Origin of the sequence: Pseudomonas plecoglossicida NBRC 103162 = DSM 15088, from assembly GCF_000730665.1 — a bacterium.
GTDB lineage: Bacteria > Pseudomonadota > Gammaproteobacteria > Pseudomonadales > Pseudomonadaceae > Aquipseudomonas > Aquipseudomonas plecoglossicida.
In genome coordinates this window covers 183,013-198,684 of sequence record NZ_BBIV01000005.1, presented here as the reverse complement: position 1 = coordinate 198,684, position 15,672 = coordinate 183,013, and the positions used below count along the sequence as shown (strand labels likewise).

13 protein-coding genes, 1 tRNA gene and 2 pseudogenes are annotated in these 15,672 nt (G+C 65.2%); 9 read left to right on the top strand and 7 right to left on the bottom strand.

Annotated features, from left to right (window positions below; all coding sequences use genetic code 11):
- Entirely contained in the window at nucleotides 1–582 is a 582-nt protein-coding gene (locus PPL01S_RS03870; RefSeq protein WP_016392842.1) for a D-Ala-D-Ala carboxypeptidase family metallohydrolase, read from the top strand.
- On the opposite strand, the pseudogene PPL01S_RS03865 reads toward PPL01S_RS03870, so the two are convergent.
- From PPL01S_RS03865 to PPL01S_RS03855, 3 genes and pseudogenes are all read right to left on the bottom strand, one after another.
- Nucleotides 522–1,148 (bottom strand): annotated as a pseudogene (locus PPL01S_RS03865) (LysR substrate-binding domain-containing protein); the annotation flags it as partial. The gene PPL01S_RS03870 and the pseudogene PPL01S_RS03865 overlap by 61 nt on opposite strands.
- A 62-nt stretch (nucleotides 1,149–1,210) precedes the next feature.
- A tRNA-Met gene (locus PPL01S_RS03860) sits at nucleotides 1,211–1,287 on the bottom strand.
- 94 nt (nucleotides 1,288–1,381) lie between these two features.
- Nucleotides 1,382–2,314, bottom strand: coding sequence for a FecR family protein (locus PPL01S_RS03855; protein WP_016392840.1), 933 nt, complete (start codon nucleotides 2,312–2,314; stop codon nucleotides 1,382–1,384).
- Between the two features lie 180 nt (nucleotides 2,315–2,494).
- Between PPL01S_RS03855 and PPL01S_RS03850 the strand changes: the two genes are divergently transcribed.
- The 4 genes from PPL01S_RS03850 (at nucleotide 2,495) to PPL01S_RS03840 (ending at nucleotide 7,859) form a co-directional block, all read left to right on the top strand.
- The gene (locus tag PPL01S_RS03850; protein ID WP_016392839.1) at nucleotides 2,495–3,706 is read left to right on the top strand and encodes an MFS transporter; all 1,212 of its coding nucleotides are present in this window, start codon (nucleotides 2,495–2,497) and stop codon (nucleotides 3,704–3,706) included.
- Nucleotides 3,707–3,806: 100 nt separating this feature from the next.
- Nucleotides 3,807–3,950 carry a hypothetical protein gene (locus PPL01S_RS25380; protein WP_016392838.1) on the top strand — a complete coding sequence of 48 codons (144 nt, stop codon included), beginning with the start codon at nucleotides 3,807–3,809 and terminating at the stop codon, nucleotides 3,948–3,950.
- 85 nt (nucleotides 3,951–4,035) lie between these two features.
- Complete coding sequence (locus PPL01S_RS03845; protein WP_028625286.1) at nucleotides 4,036–5,196, top strand: MFS transporter; 1,161 nt, start codon at nucleotides 4,036–4,038, stop codon at nucleotides 5,194–5,196.
- Nucleotides 5,197–5,456: 260 nt separating this feature from the next.
- Nucleotides 5,457–7,859: a DUF3772 domain-containing protein gene (locus PPL01S_RS03840; protein ID WP_028625287.1), complete on the top strand. Its 2,403-nt coding sequence runs from the start codon at nucleotides 5,457–5,459 to the stop codon at nucleotides 7,857–7,859.
- Nucleotides 7,860–7,967: 108 nt separating this feature from the next.
- On the opposite strand, the gene PPL01S_RS03835 is transcribed toward PPL01S_RS03840, so the two are convergent.
- The 4 genes and pseudogenes from PPL01S_RS03835 to PPL01S_RS24455 all read right to left on the bottom strand — a co-directional run.
- A complete protein-coding gene (locus PPL01S_RS03835) occupies nucleotides 7,968–9,398 on the bottom strand; it encodes an aldehyde dehydrogenase family protein (protein WP_016392113.1) in 1,431 nt (476 codons plus the stop codon).
- Between the two features lie 14 nt (nucleotides 9,399–9,412).
- Nucleotides 9,413–10,912 (bottom strand): purine-cytosine permease family protein, encoded by a 1,500-nt coding sequence (locus PPL01S_RS03830; protein ID WP_028625288.1) that lies wholly within the window; start codon nucleotides 10,910–10,912, stop codon nucleotides 9,413–9,415.
- Nucleotides 10,913–11,003: 91 nt separating this feature from the next.
- Nucleotides 11,004–11,393 carry a YybH family protein gene (locus PPL01S_RS03825; protein ID WP_016392115.1) on the bottom strand — a complete coding sequence of 130 codons (390 nt, stop codon included), beginning with the start codon at nucleotides 11,391–11,393 and terminating at the stop codon, nucleotides 11,004–11,006.
- 204 nt (nucleotides 11,394–11,597) lie between these two features.
- Nucleotides 11,598–11,942 (bottom strand): annotated as a pseudogene (locus PPL01S_RS24455) (ATP-binding cassette domain-containing protein); the annotation flags it as partial.
- Here PPL01S_RS24455 and PPL01S_RS25020 point away from each other — a divergent pair.
- From PPL01S_RS25020 to PPL01S_RS03800, 4 genes are all read left to right on the top strand, one after another.
- The gene (locus tag PPL01S_RS25020; RefSeq protein ID WP_444517570.1) at nucleotides 11,937–12,227 is read left to right on the top strand and encodes a hypothetical protein; all 291 of its coding nucleotides are present in this window, start codon (nucleotides 11,937–11,939) and stop codon (nucleotides 12,225–12,227) included. The pseudogene PPL01S_RS24455 and the gene PPL01S_RS25020 sit on opposite strands and share 6 nt — an antisense overlap.
- Before the next feature lie 108 nt (nucleotides 12,228–12,335).
- Complete coding sequence (gene eutB / locus PPL01S_RS03810; protein ID WP_028625289.1) at nucleotides 12,336–13,307, top strand: hydroxyectoine utilization dehydratase EutB; 972 nt, start codon at nucleotides 12,336–12,338, stop codon at nucleotides 13,305–13,307.
- Nucleotides 13,308–13,340: 33 nt separating this feature from the next.
- Nucleotides 13,341–14,333: an ectoine utilization protein EutC gene (gene eutC / locus PPL01S_RS03805; protein WP_016392119.1), complete on the top strand. Its 993-nt coding sequence runs from the start codon at nucleotides 13,341–13,343 to the stop codon at nucleotides 14,331–14,333.
- A gap of 36 nt (nucleotides 14,334–14,369) precedes the next feature.
- Nucleotides 14,370–15,485 (top strand): M24 family metallopeptidase, encoded by a 1,116-nt coding sequence (locus PPL01S_RS03800; protein ID WP_016392120.1) that lies wholly within the window; start codon nucleotides 14,370–14,372, stop codon nucleotides 15,483–15,485.
- Nucleotides 15,486–15,672 lie beyond the last annotated feature (187 nt).

Below are 15,672 nucleotides of genomic sequence, written 5' to 3'. Positions count from 1 at the left end.
ATGAAGCGGGCGAGGGCATGGCTGATAGCGGCGGCATTGATCACGGGGACGGCGCTGGCCGACGAGCGTGACCTGTGGATGTTCGCTCAATGGGCGGGGGATCATCAGACCCGACCTTTCCGCGATATGCTGGTAAATGCCCGCCTTTATGGCGTGGTACCGATTCACCAGTTGCTGCGCTCGGCGTCCGACTGGACGCTGTGCCGCGCTTCACCGTTCGCGGTGCCACCGACTGCCAACTGGCCCGCAGTACGTTCCACACTGGCGCTGATCAAGACCCTCGACGACCAAGGCATCCTGCGCCAGTTCGAAGTGGTTTCCGCCTACCGCGAACCAGGCCTCAACCGCTGCGCCGGCGGTGCCGTGGGCAGCGCCCATACCCGCGCCTTCGCAGTCGATATCCTGCTGCCGGGCTGGGCCGACCCCAACCCGCTGTGCCGCTTCTGGCAGCAATACGGGCCGGCCTGGAGCATGGGCCTTGGGCGCTACCCGACAGGCCGCATCCATATCGATACGGCGGGCTATCGCACCTGGGGCGGGGATGGCAGCTCGGATTCGTCGTTCTGCAGCAAGCCCAGGTGAGCCAGGCAGGCCCGGCTCTCGGCGATGACCCAGTCGCTGAAGCGCTGGCGCTTGCCGCCGTCATCCAGGGGTTGTGGGCTGAGCAGGTGGTAGGCGGAGCCGTCGCGCAGGAAGCCGAACGGTGCCTGCAGCTGCCCGCTGCCGAGTTCGCCGCGCACCATCAGTGCCGAGGCGATGGCCAGGCCCAGGCCCGCGCTGGCCGCCTGTAGCGACAGGTAGAAGTGTTCGTAGTCGCTGCGTTCGTTGTGCGTTGCCTGCCGCCCACAGAGGCGCAGCCAGGTGGGCCATGCGCTTGGTCGGGAGCTGCTATGCAGCAGGCGTTGGCCATCGAGGTTGTCGCTGCCGGCGCGGCCGACCGGGCCTGTCCATTCATCGCAGATCTTCACGCTGTGCAGTGCTGGTGGCCAATGGAAGTCGTCGCGGCGTAGTGCCAGGTCGACGCCGCTGCGGGCGAAGTCCACAGGTCCACCTGCGGCCACCAGGTGCAGCTGCAGGTCCGGGTGCGCGTCATGAAAGCGCGGGATCAGCCAGCGCATGGCAATGGTGGGCTCGCAGGAGAGCACCAGCGTTGCCGCTTTTCTGCAGGCAAAAGAAAAGGGCCTACCTTGCGGTAAGCCCTTTTCAAGTTTGGTGGCTACACAGGGACTTGAACCCCGGACCCCAGCATTATGAATGCTATGCTCTAACCAACTGAGCTATGTAGCCGATGGCGCGCATTATTCCCTTGTGCGGCACCTGTGTCAACACTCATTTCAAAAAAATTTGCACGCTTTCAAAAACTTAGCCGCCGCCCCCGGTTCTAGCGCACGATCAGCCACAGGCCGAGTACGTCGTACAACTGCACGTGCTGCTCGGCGGCGAGTGCCCGGAGGCTCTGGTCAGGGCGGTCGAGGTTGAAATCGCCGTTCACGCGCCGATAGGCCGTCTGCTCGTCCATCATCCACACACGCCTGCCCTGGTAACTGGCCAGGCGCTCGACGACTTGGCCCAGGGGCATTTCGCTGGCGTGCAGGCGGCCGCTGCGCCAGGCGTCTGCGGTTTTTACATCGGCATTTTGCACCGGGTCGATCCGCGCCTCGTTGAATGTCACGCGTTCACCGGCTGCGACCATGCGCTGGTCAGCGCCCTGCACGATCATCGCCTTGCCGTTGAACACCAGCAGTTCGTCATGCCCGGCATGGCGCGCCACCATCAGCCGGGTGCCGAACACCTGGATACGAGCATCGTCTACCTGCACCTCCAGGGTGCGACCGTCGAGCTTCACCTCCAGATCCACCAGGCCCTGCACCAGCTGCAGTTGCCGGTTGCGCCCGCGCAGTTCGACGTTCATCGCGCTGGCGCTGTCCAGGTGCAAGGTCGAGCCGTCGGCCAGGCGCACGCTGCGCCGTTCGCCGGCGCCGGTATGCAGCTCGCTGCCCAGGCGCTGCATCAGCGGCCAGTACAGGTAGGCCAGTAGCCCCAGCAGCAGGACGAACAGCAGGGCCAGCCCCTGGCCCAGGCGGCTGCGCTTGACCTTGACCGGCCGCGGTCGAGGCCGGGCAGGGGGCGCTTGCATTTGCTGCCAGCAGGCCTCGAGCTCGGCATAGGCGCGGGCATTGTGCGGGGCCTGGCACCAGCGGCCGAACGCTTGGCGCTCGCGCTCATCGCAGCCAGGTTGGCGCAGGCGAGAGAACCATTGCAGCGCTTGCTGCTGGGGATCGGCCGGTGACTGCGAGGCGGGCGTCGGGCTCATGGATGGTGTGCTCGTACAAGGGCGGTTTCGCCCAACGATTACGGAGGAAGTGATGCAAGGATGCTAAATATATTGAGAACCATTTACAAGTACGTGCCGATCAGGGGACAAAAAAGGTAGCTATGTATCTATTTATTTCCTGATAATCGGATCCCAAACCCGCGCACGGAATTCAAGCCCATGGCTATCAGCAGCACACCCACTGCCAGCAGCGGTTCGGCGAGCCAAGCCAACCCGCTGGTGATGCGCATCATCGCCTTCTGCGCCCTGGCGCACCTGATCAACGACCTCATCCAGTCGGTGCTACCGGCGATCTACCCGATGCTCAAGGCCAACTACGACCTGAGCTTCGCCCAGATCGGCCTGATTACCCTGACCTTCCAGATCACCGCGTCGCTGCTGCAGCCCTGGGTCGGCTTCTTCACCGATCGCAAGCCGGCGCCCAACCTGTTGCCGCTCGGCACCCTGTGTACGCTGGTAGGTATTGTCATGCTGGCATTCGTCGGCAGCTTCCCGATGATCCTGCTGGCTTCGGCACTGGTGGGCATCGGCTCGTCGACCTTCCACCCGGAAACCTCGCGTATCGCACGGCTGGCCTCGGGCGGGCGCTTCGGGCTGGCGCAGTCGACCTTCCAGGTCGGTGGCAATGCCGGGTCCGCGTTCGGTCCGTTGCTGGTGGCCGCCATCGTCATCCCGTTCGGCCAGACTAACGTGGCCTGGTTCGGCGTGGCCGGGCTGCTGTTCTTCGCCGTGACCCTGATGCTGCGCCGCTGGTACAAGGAGCACCTGAACCAGGCCAAGGCGCGCAAGGCCGTACAGGCCACCCATGGCATTTCTCGCCCGCGGGTGATCGCGGCGTTGATCGTGCTGGGCCTGCTGGTGTTCTCCAAGTACTTCTACATGGCCAGTTTCACCAGCTACTTCACCTTCTACCTGATCGAGAAGTTCGACCTGTCGGTGGCCAGTTCGCAGCTGCACCTGTTCCTGTTCCTCGGCGCGGTGGCCGCTGGCACTTTCTTCGGCGGGCCGATCGGTGATCGCATCGGGCGCAAGGCCGTGATCTGGTTCTCGATCCTGGGCGTGGCGCCGTTCACCCTGGCGCTGCCGTATGCCGACCTGTTCTGGACCACCGTGCTCAGCGTGGTGATCGGCTTCATCCTGGCTTCGGCGTTCTCGGCGATCGTGGTGTATGCGCAGGAGCTGGTGCCGGGTAGCGTGGGCATGATTGCGGGGATCTTCTTCGGGCTGATGTTCGGCTTCGGGGGTATTGGCGCGGCGTTGCTGGGCTATCTGGCGGACTTGCGCGGTATCGAGTACGTGTATGGGTTGTGCTCGTTCCTGCCGTTGTTCGGGTTGTTGGCGGTGTTTCTGCCCAAGACCAGCAAGCGATGAAATCTTTGGGGCTGCATAGCAGCCCCAGCGATTGACGACTCAACCTGGCTTGGCCTAGAGTGCCGCCTCTTTTTTCCCCACCTGCGTAGTAACCCAAGCAATGCGCCGTACCCAGAGCCTCCCCCATGCCCGCCAGCCTGCCCACCAGGCCATGCGTCGCGCGTGGCCGAGCGATACGGTGCTCAAGCGTCGGCGCAGCGTGCTGTTTGCCTTCACCTTCTCGCCACACCTTGCCCTGAACTGACCTCTGCCCCTGCGTCGTCCGCCATCCCGGCGTGCGCGTGGGCGCCTGTATCTGCGCGTCTTTTCGGTTTTGCTTGGAGTGGTACATGAACATGCGTTTGCTGGCGGGCCTTCTGTTCGCCGTTTCGGTCGTTGGCTTCAGTCTGGGGGCCAGCCTGCCGCTGGTGTCGTTGCGTTTGCACGACGCCGGGGCCGGCACCCTGGAAATCGGCATCATCTCGGCCATTCCCGCCGCAGGCATGATGCTCTCGGCGTTCATGGTCGACGCCTGCTGCCGACTGCTGACCCGGCGCACCATCTACCTGCTGTGCTTCAGCCTGTGCACCGCCAGCATCGCGTTCCTCGAGTCGGCGTTCGACTCCATCGCGCTACTGGCCGTGCTGCGCCTGGGGCTGGGGATCGGCATGGGCATCGCCATCATCCTTGGCGAGTCCTGGGTCAACGAGCTGTGCCCGGACCATAACCGCGGCAAGATCATGGCGCTGTATGCGACCAGTTTCACCGGCTTCCAGGTGCTCGGCCCGGCGTTGCTGGCGTTGCTCGGAGCCAACAGCCCGTGGATCACCGGCGTGGTGACGATCTGCTACGGCCTGGCCCTGCTGTGCATCCTGCTGACCGTGCCCAACGACCATGTCGAGCATGGCGAGGAAGGCGAGAAAAGCTTTGGCCTGGCCGGTTTCTTCCGGGTGGCGCCGGCGTTGTGCGTGGCGGTGCTGTTCTTCTCGTTCTTCGACGCGGTGGTGCTGTCGCTGCTGCCGGTGTATGCCACCAGCCATGGTTTTGCCGTGGGTGTGGCGGCACTGATGGTGACGGTGGTGTTCGCCGGCGACATGGTCTTCCAGCTGCCATTGGGCTGGCTGGCCGACCGGGTTGAGCGGACCGGGCTGCACCTGGTGTGCGGGCTGGTGGCGATGGCGATCGGTATCGCCTTGCCCTGGCTGCTGCGCATGACCTGGCTGCTGTGGCCGTTGCTGGTGGTGCTGGGCGCGGTTGCGGGGGGCATCTATACCTTGGCGCTGGTGTTGATCGGCCAGCGTTTCAAGGGCCAGGACCTGGTGACGGCCAATGCCAGCGTCGGCCTGTTGTGGGGCGTCGGCAGCCTGATCGGGCCGCTGGTCAGTGGCGCGGCGATGGATGTCGCGCCGCATGGGTTGCCCATGGCGCTGGCGATCATGGCCGGGCTGTTCGTGTGCTTTGCCCGTCAGTCGTATCGGCGGGTGGGCAAGTTGCGCGCTGTGGCGGACTGAAGGCCCTATCGCCGGCTTGCCGGCGATAGGGCCAGTAATTCCCACCAGGATCAAAAGCTCCCGCGCGCAATATGATTGTGAATGGTTCTCAATTCTATGCGTGGTTGGGGGTGTGGAGCAATGGCATACCAAACCTTGGATGGTCACTTTCTCTCGGCCAAGGAGATTGGCTATAAATTGTTGCGAGAAACGGCACTCTTCTGATCGGCACAAGCCGCGTAGAATCCACCGCCAGATTGAAGTGTAAAGAGGAATATCCGATGAGGCTCTGCAGCCTTTCCCGTGTTTGCCTTGGGATGATGGCCCTGATGCTGGCATTGGCCAGCCCGGCCTGGTCGGCACCCGCCGTGCCAGTGTCCAGCCTGGCTGCCGCCGAACTGCCGGTGCTGGAGGAGGACGCCAGCTTCGCGCAGTTGAGCGATCGGCTCGACCAGATTCGCCAGGGCGTGACCAGCAATGCCAACGACGACCTGCTGTCGCAGCTGCGCCTGGCCGCCGTGCAGGTCCAGCGCCAGGCCGATGCCTTGAGCGCCTTGCGTGCGGCCGATGTGCAGAAGCTGGACGACAAGCTCAAGGTCATCGGCCCGGTGCAACCGGACGAAGCCCAGAGCCTCGCGTTGCAGCGCAAGGCGCTCGAAGCGGAAAGGAAGGCGGTGTTCGCCGAGCAGGAACAGGCCGCCAAGCTGACCCAGTCGGCCCGTGACCTGTCCACCCAGATCGTCAACCTGCGCCGCAGCCAGTTCAACTCGCAGGTCACCAGCCGCGCAGCCAGCCCGCTGACGCCGGCGTTCTGGAAGTCGCTGATCCGCCCCACCGACGAAGACGTGTACCGCCTGCGCGACTTGCGCGGCGAGGCGGCCGACGCGGTGGCCAGTGCCTTCAGTCCGGGCCACCGCTGGTTCTTCCTGACCAGCCTGGTGGGCGCGATCCTGGTCTGGACGCTGGTACGCCGGCTGCTCGAACGCCTGCTCGCCGACGCCATGGTTCGCTGGCTGCCGGTCGGTCGCCTGCGCCGCAGTGCATTGGCCCTGAGCGTCAGCCTGGCCACTCTGGGCACCATTGCCGGTTCGGTATCCTTGCTCCGTTGGGGCCTGGAAAGCAGCTCCGAGCTGGGCTCCGATATCGGCAGCCTGACCAATCACTTCCTTGCCCTGGTGGTGTTCAGCGCCTTCATCTCCGGCCTGGGCCGCGCCATGCTGATGCTGCAGCGCCCTTCCTGGCGGCTGCCGCCGATCCATGATCATGTGGCCAGCGCCCTGGGCTGGTTCCCCAAGATACTGGCGCTGGCGCTGATGGTCATGTTGACCATGGAGCGCATCAACAGCGTGATCGGCACCAGCCTGGCGCTGACCGTGGCGACCAACGGCCTGACCGCGCTGGTAGTGGCCGTGATCTTCTCGGCGGCACTGGTGTGCTACCGCCGCACCCTGCGCAAGCATGACCTGGAGCGCCCCAGCGGCCTGGCCGGGTTGATTCCGTTCGTGGTCGTGGTGTGGGTGGCGCTGATCACCCTGGCGCTGCTGGCCGGCTACCTGACCCTGGCCTACTTCCTGGCGGCCAAGCTGCTGTGGATCAGTGTGGTGGCGACCTGCGCCTACCTGTTGACCACCTTCCTCAGCGACCTGTGCGAGACCTTGCTGTCGCCCCGCCAGCCCGGCGGCCTGGCACTGGCCTCGACCCTCGGCCTGGCGCCCCGCCACCAGGCGCAGGCCAGCACCATCCTCAGCGGTGTCGCCCGCACCACGTTGCTGTTCCTTGCCGTGTTGCTGGCGCTGATGCCGTCGGGCACCAGCCCGAGCGAGCTGCTGGTCAGCCTGGGCGACTGGGACGGCACCGGTGGCAAGATGCTGGGCAACCTGAACATCGTGCCGCGGGACATCCTGCTCGCGGTGGCGATCTTCTTCGGTGGCCTGTTCGCCATTCGCGTGCTCAAGCGCTGGCTGAGCGAGCGGCTGCTGCCGGAAACCGACATGGACGCCGGCATGCGTGCCTCGCTGGTGACCCTGGTGGGCTACCTGGGCTTCCTGTTCCTGGCGATGATGGTGATGTCGACCCTGCACATCAACCTCACCAGCCTGACCTGGGTAGTCAGTGCGCTGTCGGTCGGTATCGGTTTCGGCTTGCAGCAGATCGTGCAGAACTTCATCTCCGGCCTGATCCTGCTTACCGAGCGTCCGGTCAAGGTGGGTGACTGGGTAAGCCTGGCCGGGGTCGAGGGTGACATCCGCCGGATCAACGTGCGCGCCACCGAGATCCAGATGTCCGACCGTTCCACGGTGATCGTGCCCAACTCGCAGTTCATCTCGCAGAACGTGCGCAACGTGACCATGGGCAACGCCTTGGGCGTGGTGAGCATTACCCTGACCCTGCCACTGGAAACCGATGCCAACCGGGTGCGCGAGGTGTTGCTCAAGGCCTTCCAGGAACACGAGGCGGTGCTCGATGCGCCGTCGGCGTCAGTGACGTTCAAGGACCTGACCAGCGCCGGCATGGTGATCGGTGTCAGTGGTTACGTGGCCGGGCCGCGGCAGGTGTCGGGGGCGCGCAGCGACCTGCTGTTCACCATCCTTGGCCAGTTGCGCGACGAGGGCATTTCCCTGTCTTCGCCGCAGAGCATGGTGCTGGTGCAGGAAGGCTCGCGCCCGGCTGACGAGCCGGCGTAACGCCCATCGCCGGCAAGCCGGCTCCCACAGTGAATCAGCAGCGCTGCCGATTTTCATGTGGGAGCCGGCTTGCCGGCGATTGGGCCGCGAAGCGGCCCCCTGCGCTCATCAGCCCAGGCACCGCGTCACATGCTTCACCGACAGATACCCCGACAGGCCCCAAGGCCCGAGCTCTCGCCCGATCCCGCTGCCCTTGGTGCCGCCCCACGAGGTCTCGACGAACACCGCCTGCACCGAGTTGATCCACACATGGCCGACTTCCAGCGCATCGGCTACGCGCTCGGCACGTTCCAGGTCGGCGGAGCAGACGGTGGCAACCAGGCCGAAGCGGCTGTCGTTGGCTTCGGCAATGGCCTGCGCCTCGGTCGAGAAGCGACGCGCGCACAACACCGGGCCGAAGATCTCTTCGCTCCACAGGCGGCTATCCACAGGCACATCGACATACAGCGTCGGGCTGACGAACCAACCCTCGCGGTCCAGCGCCTTGCCACCGGCCAGGCACTGCAAGCCTTCTTCACGGGCGGTCGCGAAGTAGCTGGCAACCTTCAGCCATTGCGCCTGGCTGGTCAGCGGCCCCATGTCCACTTCTTCGCTCAATGGATTGCCCACGCGCAGTTTTTCCAGTGCCTGCTGCAGGCGGGGAAGCAACGCATCGGCAATGCCATCCTGCACCAGCAGGCGCGAAGTGGCCGAGCACATCTGCCCGGCATTCCAGCTGATGCCGGCGACGATCCATTGCACCGCCTGCTCCACGTCGCAATCATCGAACACCACGATCGCCGACTTGCCACCCAGCTCCAGGGTCACCGGCCGGCATTGTGCCGAAGCGCTGCGCATCACCTGGCTGCCGACGCTGTTGCTGCCGGTGAACGACAGCTTGTCCAGCCCGTTGTGGCTGCTCAGGGCCGCGCCGGTCTCGGCCTTGCCGTTGACGATGTTCAACACGCCGGCCGGCAGGCCGATTTCGTCGGCGATCTGGCCGTAGGCCTGCTCGATCAGCGGGGTGACTTCCGAGGGCTTGAGTACCACGGTGCAGCCTGCGGCCAAGGCCGGGGCGAGCTTCCAGGCGCTGGTCACCAGCGGGAAGTTCCACGGCACGATCAGGCCGACCACACCCACCGGTTCCAGGCGGGTACGGGCGGTAAAACCGGGGGCGGCCAGCGGCACTTCGCGGTTCTTTTCCGGCAACTGCTCGGCCAGTTCGGCGTAGTAGGCGAAGGTGGCGACGGCATCGTCCAGGTCGATTTCCGCCTCGTGGCGCGGCTTGCCGTTGTTGCGCATCTGCAGGGCGATCAGCGCTTCGCGGCGCTGGCCCAACTGCTCGGCAAAACCCCGCAGGAATGCTGCACGGGCGGCTGCGCCGAGGGTTTTCCAGGAGGGCAGTGCATCACGTGCGGCCGCCACGGCCTGGTCGACCTGAGTGACGCTGGCCGCCATCATTTCGGCGAATGGCACGCCCAGCGACGGGTCGGTGACGGTGATGCAGTCGCTGCCTTGGCCTTCGACCCAGCGGCCAGCGATGTAATGGGAAGTGGTCATGGTCGTATTCCAGGTCAGGCCATTTCGGCGGTGGTCACCGGCATGTGCCGGGTGCTCTTGCAACGCACCCAGCGCGGGCCATTGGGGCCATACACGCCAGCAGGTTCAGGGAACAGGTTGAGCAGCAGCAGGTACAGCGCGCCGGCGATGCCCAGGGTGACCGGCAGGCTCAGGTCGATGCCGCCGGCCAGGTCGCCAAGCGGGCCGACGAACTGCCCCGGCAGGTTGACGAAGCACAGGCCGATCGCTGCGCTGGGGATCCACCCGCCCATGCCGCGCCAGTTCCAGCCATGCAGGAACCAGTAGTGGCCACCACGCTGGCCGCGGGTGAACACCTGCAGGTCGTCGGCGTGGTAGAAGCCGCGGCGGGTGATCAGGCCGAGGATCATGATCACCATCCAGGGGCTGGTGCAGGTGATGATCAGCACGGCGAAGGTCGACACGCTCTGCACCAGGTTGAAGGTGAAGCGGCCGATGAAGATGAAGGCGATCGCCAGCACACCGATCAGCAGGGTGGCGCCGGCGCGGCTGAGCAGGCGCGGGAACACGCTGGACATGTCCAGCCCGGTGCCGTACAGCGCGGTGGTGCCGGTGGACATGCCGCCGATCACGGCAATCAGGCACACCGGCAGGAAGAACCAGCTCGGCGCCACGGCCAGCAGACCGCCGACATAGTTGTTGGCGGCGATATAGTCCGGTGCCTGGGTGGCCACCAGGGTGGCGGTGCACAGGCCGAACAGGAACGGAATCAGCGTGGCGGCCTGGGCGGCGATCACGGCCAGCATGATGCGCGCCTTGGGGGTCTGGCGCGGGATGTAGCGCGACCAGTCGCCGAGGAAGGCACCGAACGACACCGGGTTGCTCATGGCCAGGATCGCCGCGCCGACGAAGGCTGCCCAGAACCCGGCCTGGCCGAGGTTGACGCTCCCGGCGAAGCCGGCATCGAAGGGCCCGGCGAAAGCGAAGATGCCCAGCAGGAACAGCAGGCTCGACGCCCATACGGCGATCTTGTTGACCCACAGCATGAAGCGGAAGCCGAAGATGCACACCACCAGCACCAGCACGGCGAACAGGCCGTAGGCCAGGCCCAGGGTCAGGTCGGTTTCCGGCAACCCGGCCAGGCGCTTGGCGCCACCGACCAGTGCATCGCCGGAGCTCCACACCGACAGCGAGAAGAACGCCACGGCCGTCAGCAGTGACAGGAACGAGCCGACGATGCGCCCGTGCACGCCGAAGTGGGCGCCGGACGACACGGCGTTGTTGGTGCCATTGAGTGCACCGAACAGGCCCATCGGCGCCAGGATCAGCGCCCCCACGCCGACACCGAGCAGAATGGCCCAGACGCCGGTCTGGAACGACAGGCCGAACAATACCGGGAAGCTCCCCAGCACCGCGGTGGCGAATGTATTGGCACCGCCGAAGATCAGGCGGAACAGGTCCAGCGGGGAGGCGTCGCGTTGATCGTCGGGGATCTGTTCGACGCCGTTGGTCTCGATACCGGTCGAGTGGCTCATGGTGAGGCTCCAGCGCGTAGTTGTAGGCCGGTGCGCGGCACGGGCCCTATTGTGGGTGCGATGGCAGGGCGGCAGGGCCGCGTGAAAGGGGTCAGGCTGCGCTGAATACCGACAGGTGCTCGTGGCAGGCCAGCCAGCGTTCGCCCTGGCGGCGCAAGACGATGGTCTCGCGCTCGCTCAGCTGGTGTTCCTCACCGGCGATGCGGATGTGCGTGGCGACATCGTGCATGAAGATCGCCACGTCACCATGCAGGCTTACCTGGGTATTGCTCGACACACAGCCGAGCACGGCGAAGCCTTCGGCCTGCCACTGGGCCCAGAGTTCTTCGTAGGCGCGGCGCGACAGCAAGGGGTGCGGCAAGGTATGGAAGAGGAAGGTGGCGTCTTCGCTGAAGCAGGCGAAGTAGCGGGCGGTGTCGTTGCTGGCGAAGGCGGATACGAGGTCGGCGGCAGCTTGCCGTACCTGGAGTGTCTGGTCCACGGGAGTGGCCTCACGGTTATTGTGATTGTCGTGAAGCGATTCTGGTGGGATGTGCGGGGAGGGATAAATCGCTGCGGGAAAATAATTAGTTCAGAAATTCCTGAACCAATGTGCTGGCGCGCCCCGCAACCGTTCACGCAAGCGATCGAGCAGCGCTGCCACTCGATCGCTCACTGATGTGCAGACTGAAACGGCAATCGTCGTTCAGTTGGCCTCGCGCACGGCACTCAAGAACGCCCGGGTACGCTCCTGTTGCGGGTTTTCATAGATCTGCGCCGGCGTCCCCTGTTCATGGATCTGGCCTTTATAGAAGAAGCACACGCGATCGGCGAACTCCCGGGCAAAGCCCATCTGGTGCGTCACCATCAGCATGGTCAGGTTGTGCTCGCTGCCCAGGCGGCGAATCACGTTCAGCACCTCGCCACACAGCTCCGGGTCCAGCGCCGAGGTCACTTCGTCGAACAGCATCACTTTTGGCCGCATCGCCAGCGCCCGGGCTATCGCCACACGCTGTTGCTGGCCGCCTGACAACTGCGACGGGTAGTGATCGAACTTGCTGCCCAGGCCGGTGACTATCTGCGCGGTCAGCATCCCCATGCACTGGGCGCGTGGCTGAACATTCCCGAGCGCTGGGAGGTGGACAGCCTGGTGCGGGCCTTGCGCCGCCGGCAGATCGCGGTCACGCCGCCGGAGCCGTTCTTGGTGCGCGGCACACCGCGACCGCGAGCGGTGCGCTTGTGCGTGGGTGCCGAGTGTTCCGAGGCCAAACTGCGCCAGGCCCTGGGCGATATGCGCGAGCTGTTCGGGCAGTACCCGCAGATCCATGAGCTTTGAATGGCCGGGCAAGACAAAATCTCAGGCAAATTGCCCTAGTACATTCATCGTGACAATTTTCGCCTCATACACTCCGCCCAACATCAGGTCACTTGTTGGGTCACGATCATGTCAGCGCTCTCGCTTCACGATCTCTATCTTGCCCGCCAGCGTATCCATGGCCTCGTGCGCCGCACGCCGCTGGAGCTGTCACCCAGCTTGTCGCGTCGCCTGGGTACGCCGGTCTACCTGAAGCTTGAAGCGCTGCAGACCACTGGCAGCTTCAAGCTGCGCGGTGCCAGCAATGCCATCGCCGCCCTCGGCCCCGAGCAACGCTCACGTGGCGTGGTCACTGCCTCGACCGGCAATCATGGCCGGGCGGTCGCCCATGTGGCGGCGCAACTGGGGGTGAAGGCGACCGTGTTTCTTTCTGGACTGGTACCGGACAACAAGGTCCGGGCCATCCGTGAACTGGGCGCCGAAGTGTGCATCGCCGGCCAGTCCCAGGACGATGCGCAGCAAGCCGCACTGCAGTACAGCGCCGATCACGGCGCAGCGTTGGTCCCACCGTTCGACCACCCCCAGGTCATCGCCGGCCAAGGCACCTTGGGCCTGGAAATCATCGAGCAGTTGCCCGAAGTCGAACAGGTACTGATCCCGCTCTCCGGTGGTGGCCTGTTCGCCGGCGTGGCGCTGGCACTGAAAAGCATCAACCCGGCGATCACCACCCACGGCATCAGCATGCAGCGTGGTGCCGCGATGAATGCCAGCCTGCAGGCCGGCAGCCCGGTCGAGGTCGAGGAGTTGCCGACCCTGGCCGACTCGCTCGGTGGCGGCATCGGCCTGGACAACCAGTACACCCTGGCCATGACCCGACGCCTGCTCGACCAGATCCACTTGCTGTCGGAGGCCTCGATCGCCAACGGCATGCGCCATGCCTACCAGCACGAACGGCTGGTGCTCGAGGGCGCCGGCGCGGTGGGCATCGCTGCGCTGCTCGACGGCCTGGTAACCGCCAGTGGCCCGGTCGTGGTGGTGGTCAGCGGGCGCAACGTCGACAGCGCGCAGCACCTGCGCGTGCTCAATGGCGGCGACGCCTGAGTACTCACCTTTCCCTCACTGGAGGTATTTCCAATGCCGGCCATCACCTTGCTCAGCGAAGCCGACTTGCGTAGCTGCATCACCCTGGACTGCGCCGCGGTCGATGCCATCGAACAGGCCTTTGCCCTGCTCGCCACGGCCCAGGTGGCGATGCCACCGATCCTGCGTCTGGACGTGCCTGAGCACAATGGCGAAGTGGACGTGAAGACTGCTTACCTGCCAGGGCTGGAGCGCTTCGCAATCAAGGTCAGCCCGGGCTTCTTCGACAACCCCAAGCTTGGCCTGCCCAGCCTCAACGGCATGATGATGCTGCTGTCGGCACGCACCGGCCTGCTCGATGCCTTGCTTCTCGACAACGGTTACCTCACTGCCGTGCGCACTGCTGCGGCGGGCGCCGGGGCCGCACGCTGGCTGTCGCGTCAGGACAGCCGCCGGGTGGCGCTGATCGGCAGCGGTGAGCAGGCGCGCCTGCAACTGCAGGCACTGCGCCTGGTGCGGCCGATCGAGCAGGTCAAGGTCTGGGGCCGCGATGCGGACAAGACCGCGGCGTTGTGTGACGAACTCGGGCGCGATGGGCGCTTGCAGCTGCAGGCTTGCGACAGTGTCGACCAAGCCATGCAGGCGGTCGACATCGCTATCACCTGCACCCCAAGCCGCACGCCGTTGATCCAGCCGCATCACCTGCAGCCCGGCCTGCATATCACCGCCATGGGCTCGGACGCCGAGCACAAGAATGAAATCGCACCCACGGCCCTGGCCCGGCTCGACCGCTACGTCGCCGACCGCCTGAGCCAGACCCGGGTACTGGGCGAACTGCACCACGCCTTGCGTGCCGGCGCGGTTGGTGAACAGGCCGGTCACTGCGAACTGGGCCAGATCATTGCCGGCCTGCAACCGGGCCGGGTGAGTGCCGATGAGGTCACGCTGTGCGACCTGACCGGCACCGGCGCCCAGGACACCGCCATCGCCAACCTGGCCTTCGAACGCGCAGTCGCCGCCAACAAGGGCCTGGCGTTTCTCAGCTGAAGCCATTTGCAATCCACTCACAAGAAGGGCATCCGTATGTCACAAACAGTGGTCAACCTGCCGTTCAGCCGGCAGGAATACGCCCAGCGCCTGGCCAAGACCCGCGCCGCCATGCAGGCGCAAGGCCTCGAGTTGCTGCTGGTTACCGACCCATCGAACATGGCCTGGCTGACGGGCTACGACGGCTGGTCGTTCTACGTGCACCAGTGCGTGCTGCTGGCGCTCGATGGCGAGCCGATCTGGTTTGGTCGTGGCCAGGACGCCAATGGCGCCAAGCGCACGGTTTTCATGCAGCACGACAACATCGTCGGCTACCCGGACATCTATGTGCAGTCGCGCGAGCGCCATCCGATGGACTACCTGTGCCAGGCGGTGATTCTGGCCAAGGGCTGGGGCGGCCTGCGCATCGGCGTGGAGATGGACAACTACTATTTCAGCGCCGCGGCCTACCAGGCCCTGTGCAAGCACCTGCCGCAGGCGCGTTTCAGCGATGCCGCCGGACTGGTCAACTGGCAGCGGGCGGTCAAGTCGCCGCAGGAAATCGCCTACATGCGCATCGCCGCGCGCATCGTCGAACAGATGCACGGGTGCATTCTCGAACGCATCGAGCCGGGCATGCGCAAGAACGAGCTGGTGGCGGAGATCTACCGCAGCGGCATTCTCGGCGTCGATGGCCATGGCGGCGACTACCCGGCCATCGTCCCACTGTTGCCGACCGGCGCCGACGCCAGTGCGCCGCACCTGACCTGGGACGACTCGCCATTCAGTCGCGGGGCGGGCACCTTCTTCGAGATCGCCGGCTGCTACAAGCGCTACCACTGCCCGCTGTCGCGCACGGTGTACCTGGGCAAGCCGCCGCAGCATTTTCTCGAAGGCGAGAAGGCCGTGGTCGAAGGTATCGCCGCCGGCCTCGATGCCGCGCGGCCAGGCAATACCACCGGAGACATCGCCCGGGCGTTCGACCCGGCGCTCAAGGTCGGGCCGCAGGTGTCGGCGGCGTGCTTGGAACGAGGGATGATCGCCCGGGCCATGCCGCATGGTGACATTCTTGGTTTTGCCCCACCGCTGGTGCTCACCCAGGAGGATGCCGAGAAGATCGTTGCCATTACCAAGGACGCGGTCGATGCCGTGGCCGGCAAGGTGCTCGGCTGATATTCGCACCAGGGGCCGCGTCCTGCTGCCCCTGGCTGCTGGCTCGCCGCAATGGCGTGCGCCAGCGCCTCAAAAATTATTTTTGATTTGAATCAATCGTTTTCCTGGACTTATATCCCGCGCTCTCCCGGTTGATGCACATCACGCTGCGCTTACAAGCGAAACGGCTAATCTTCGTGGATCGACC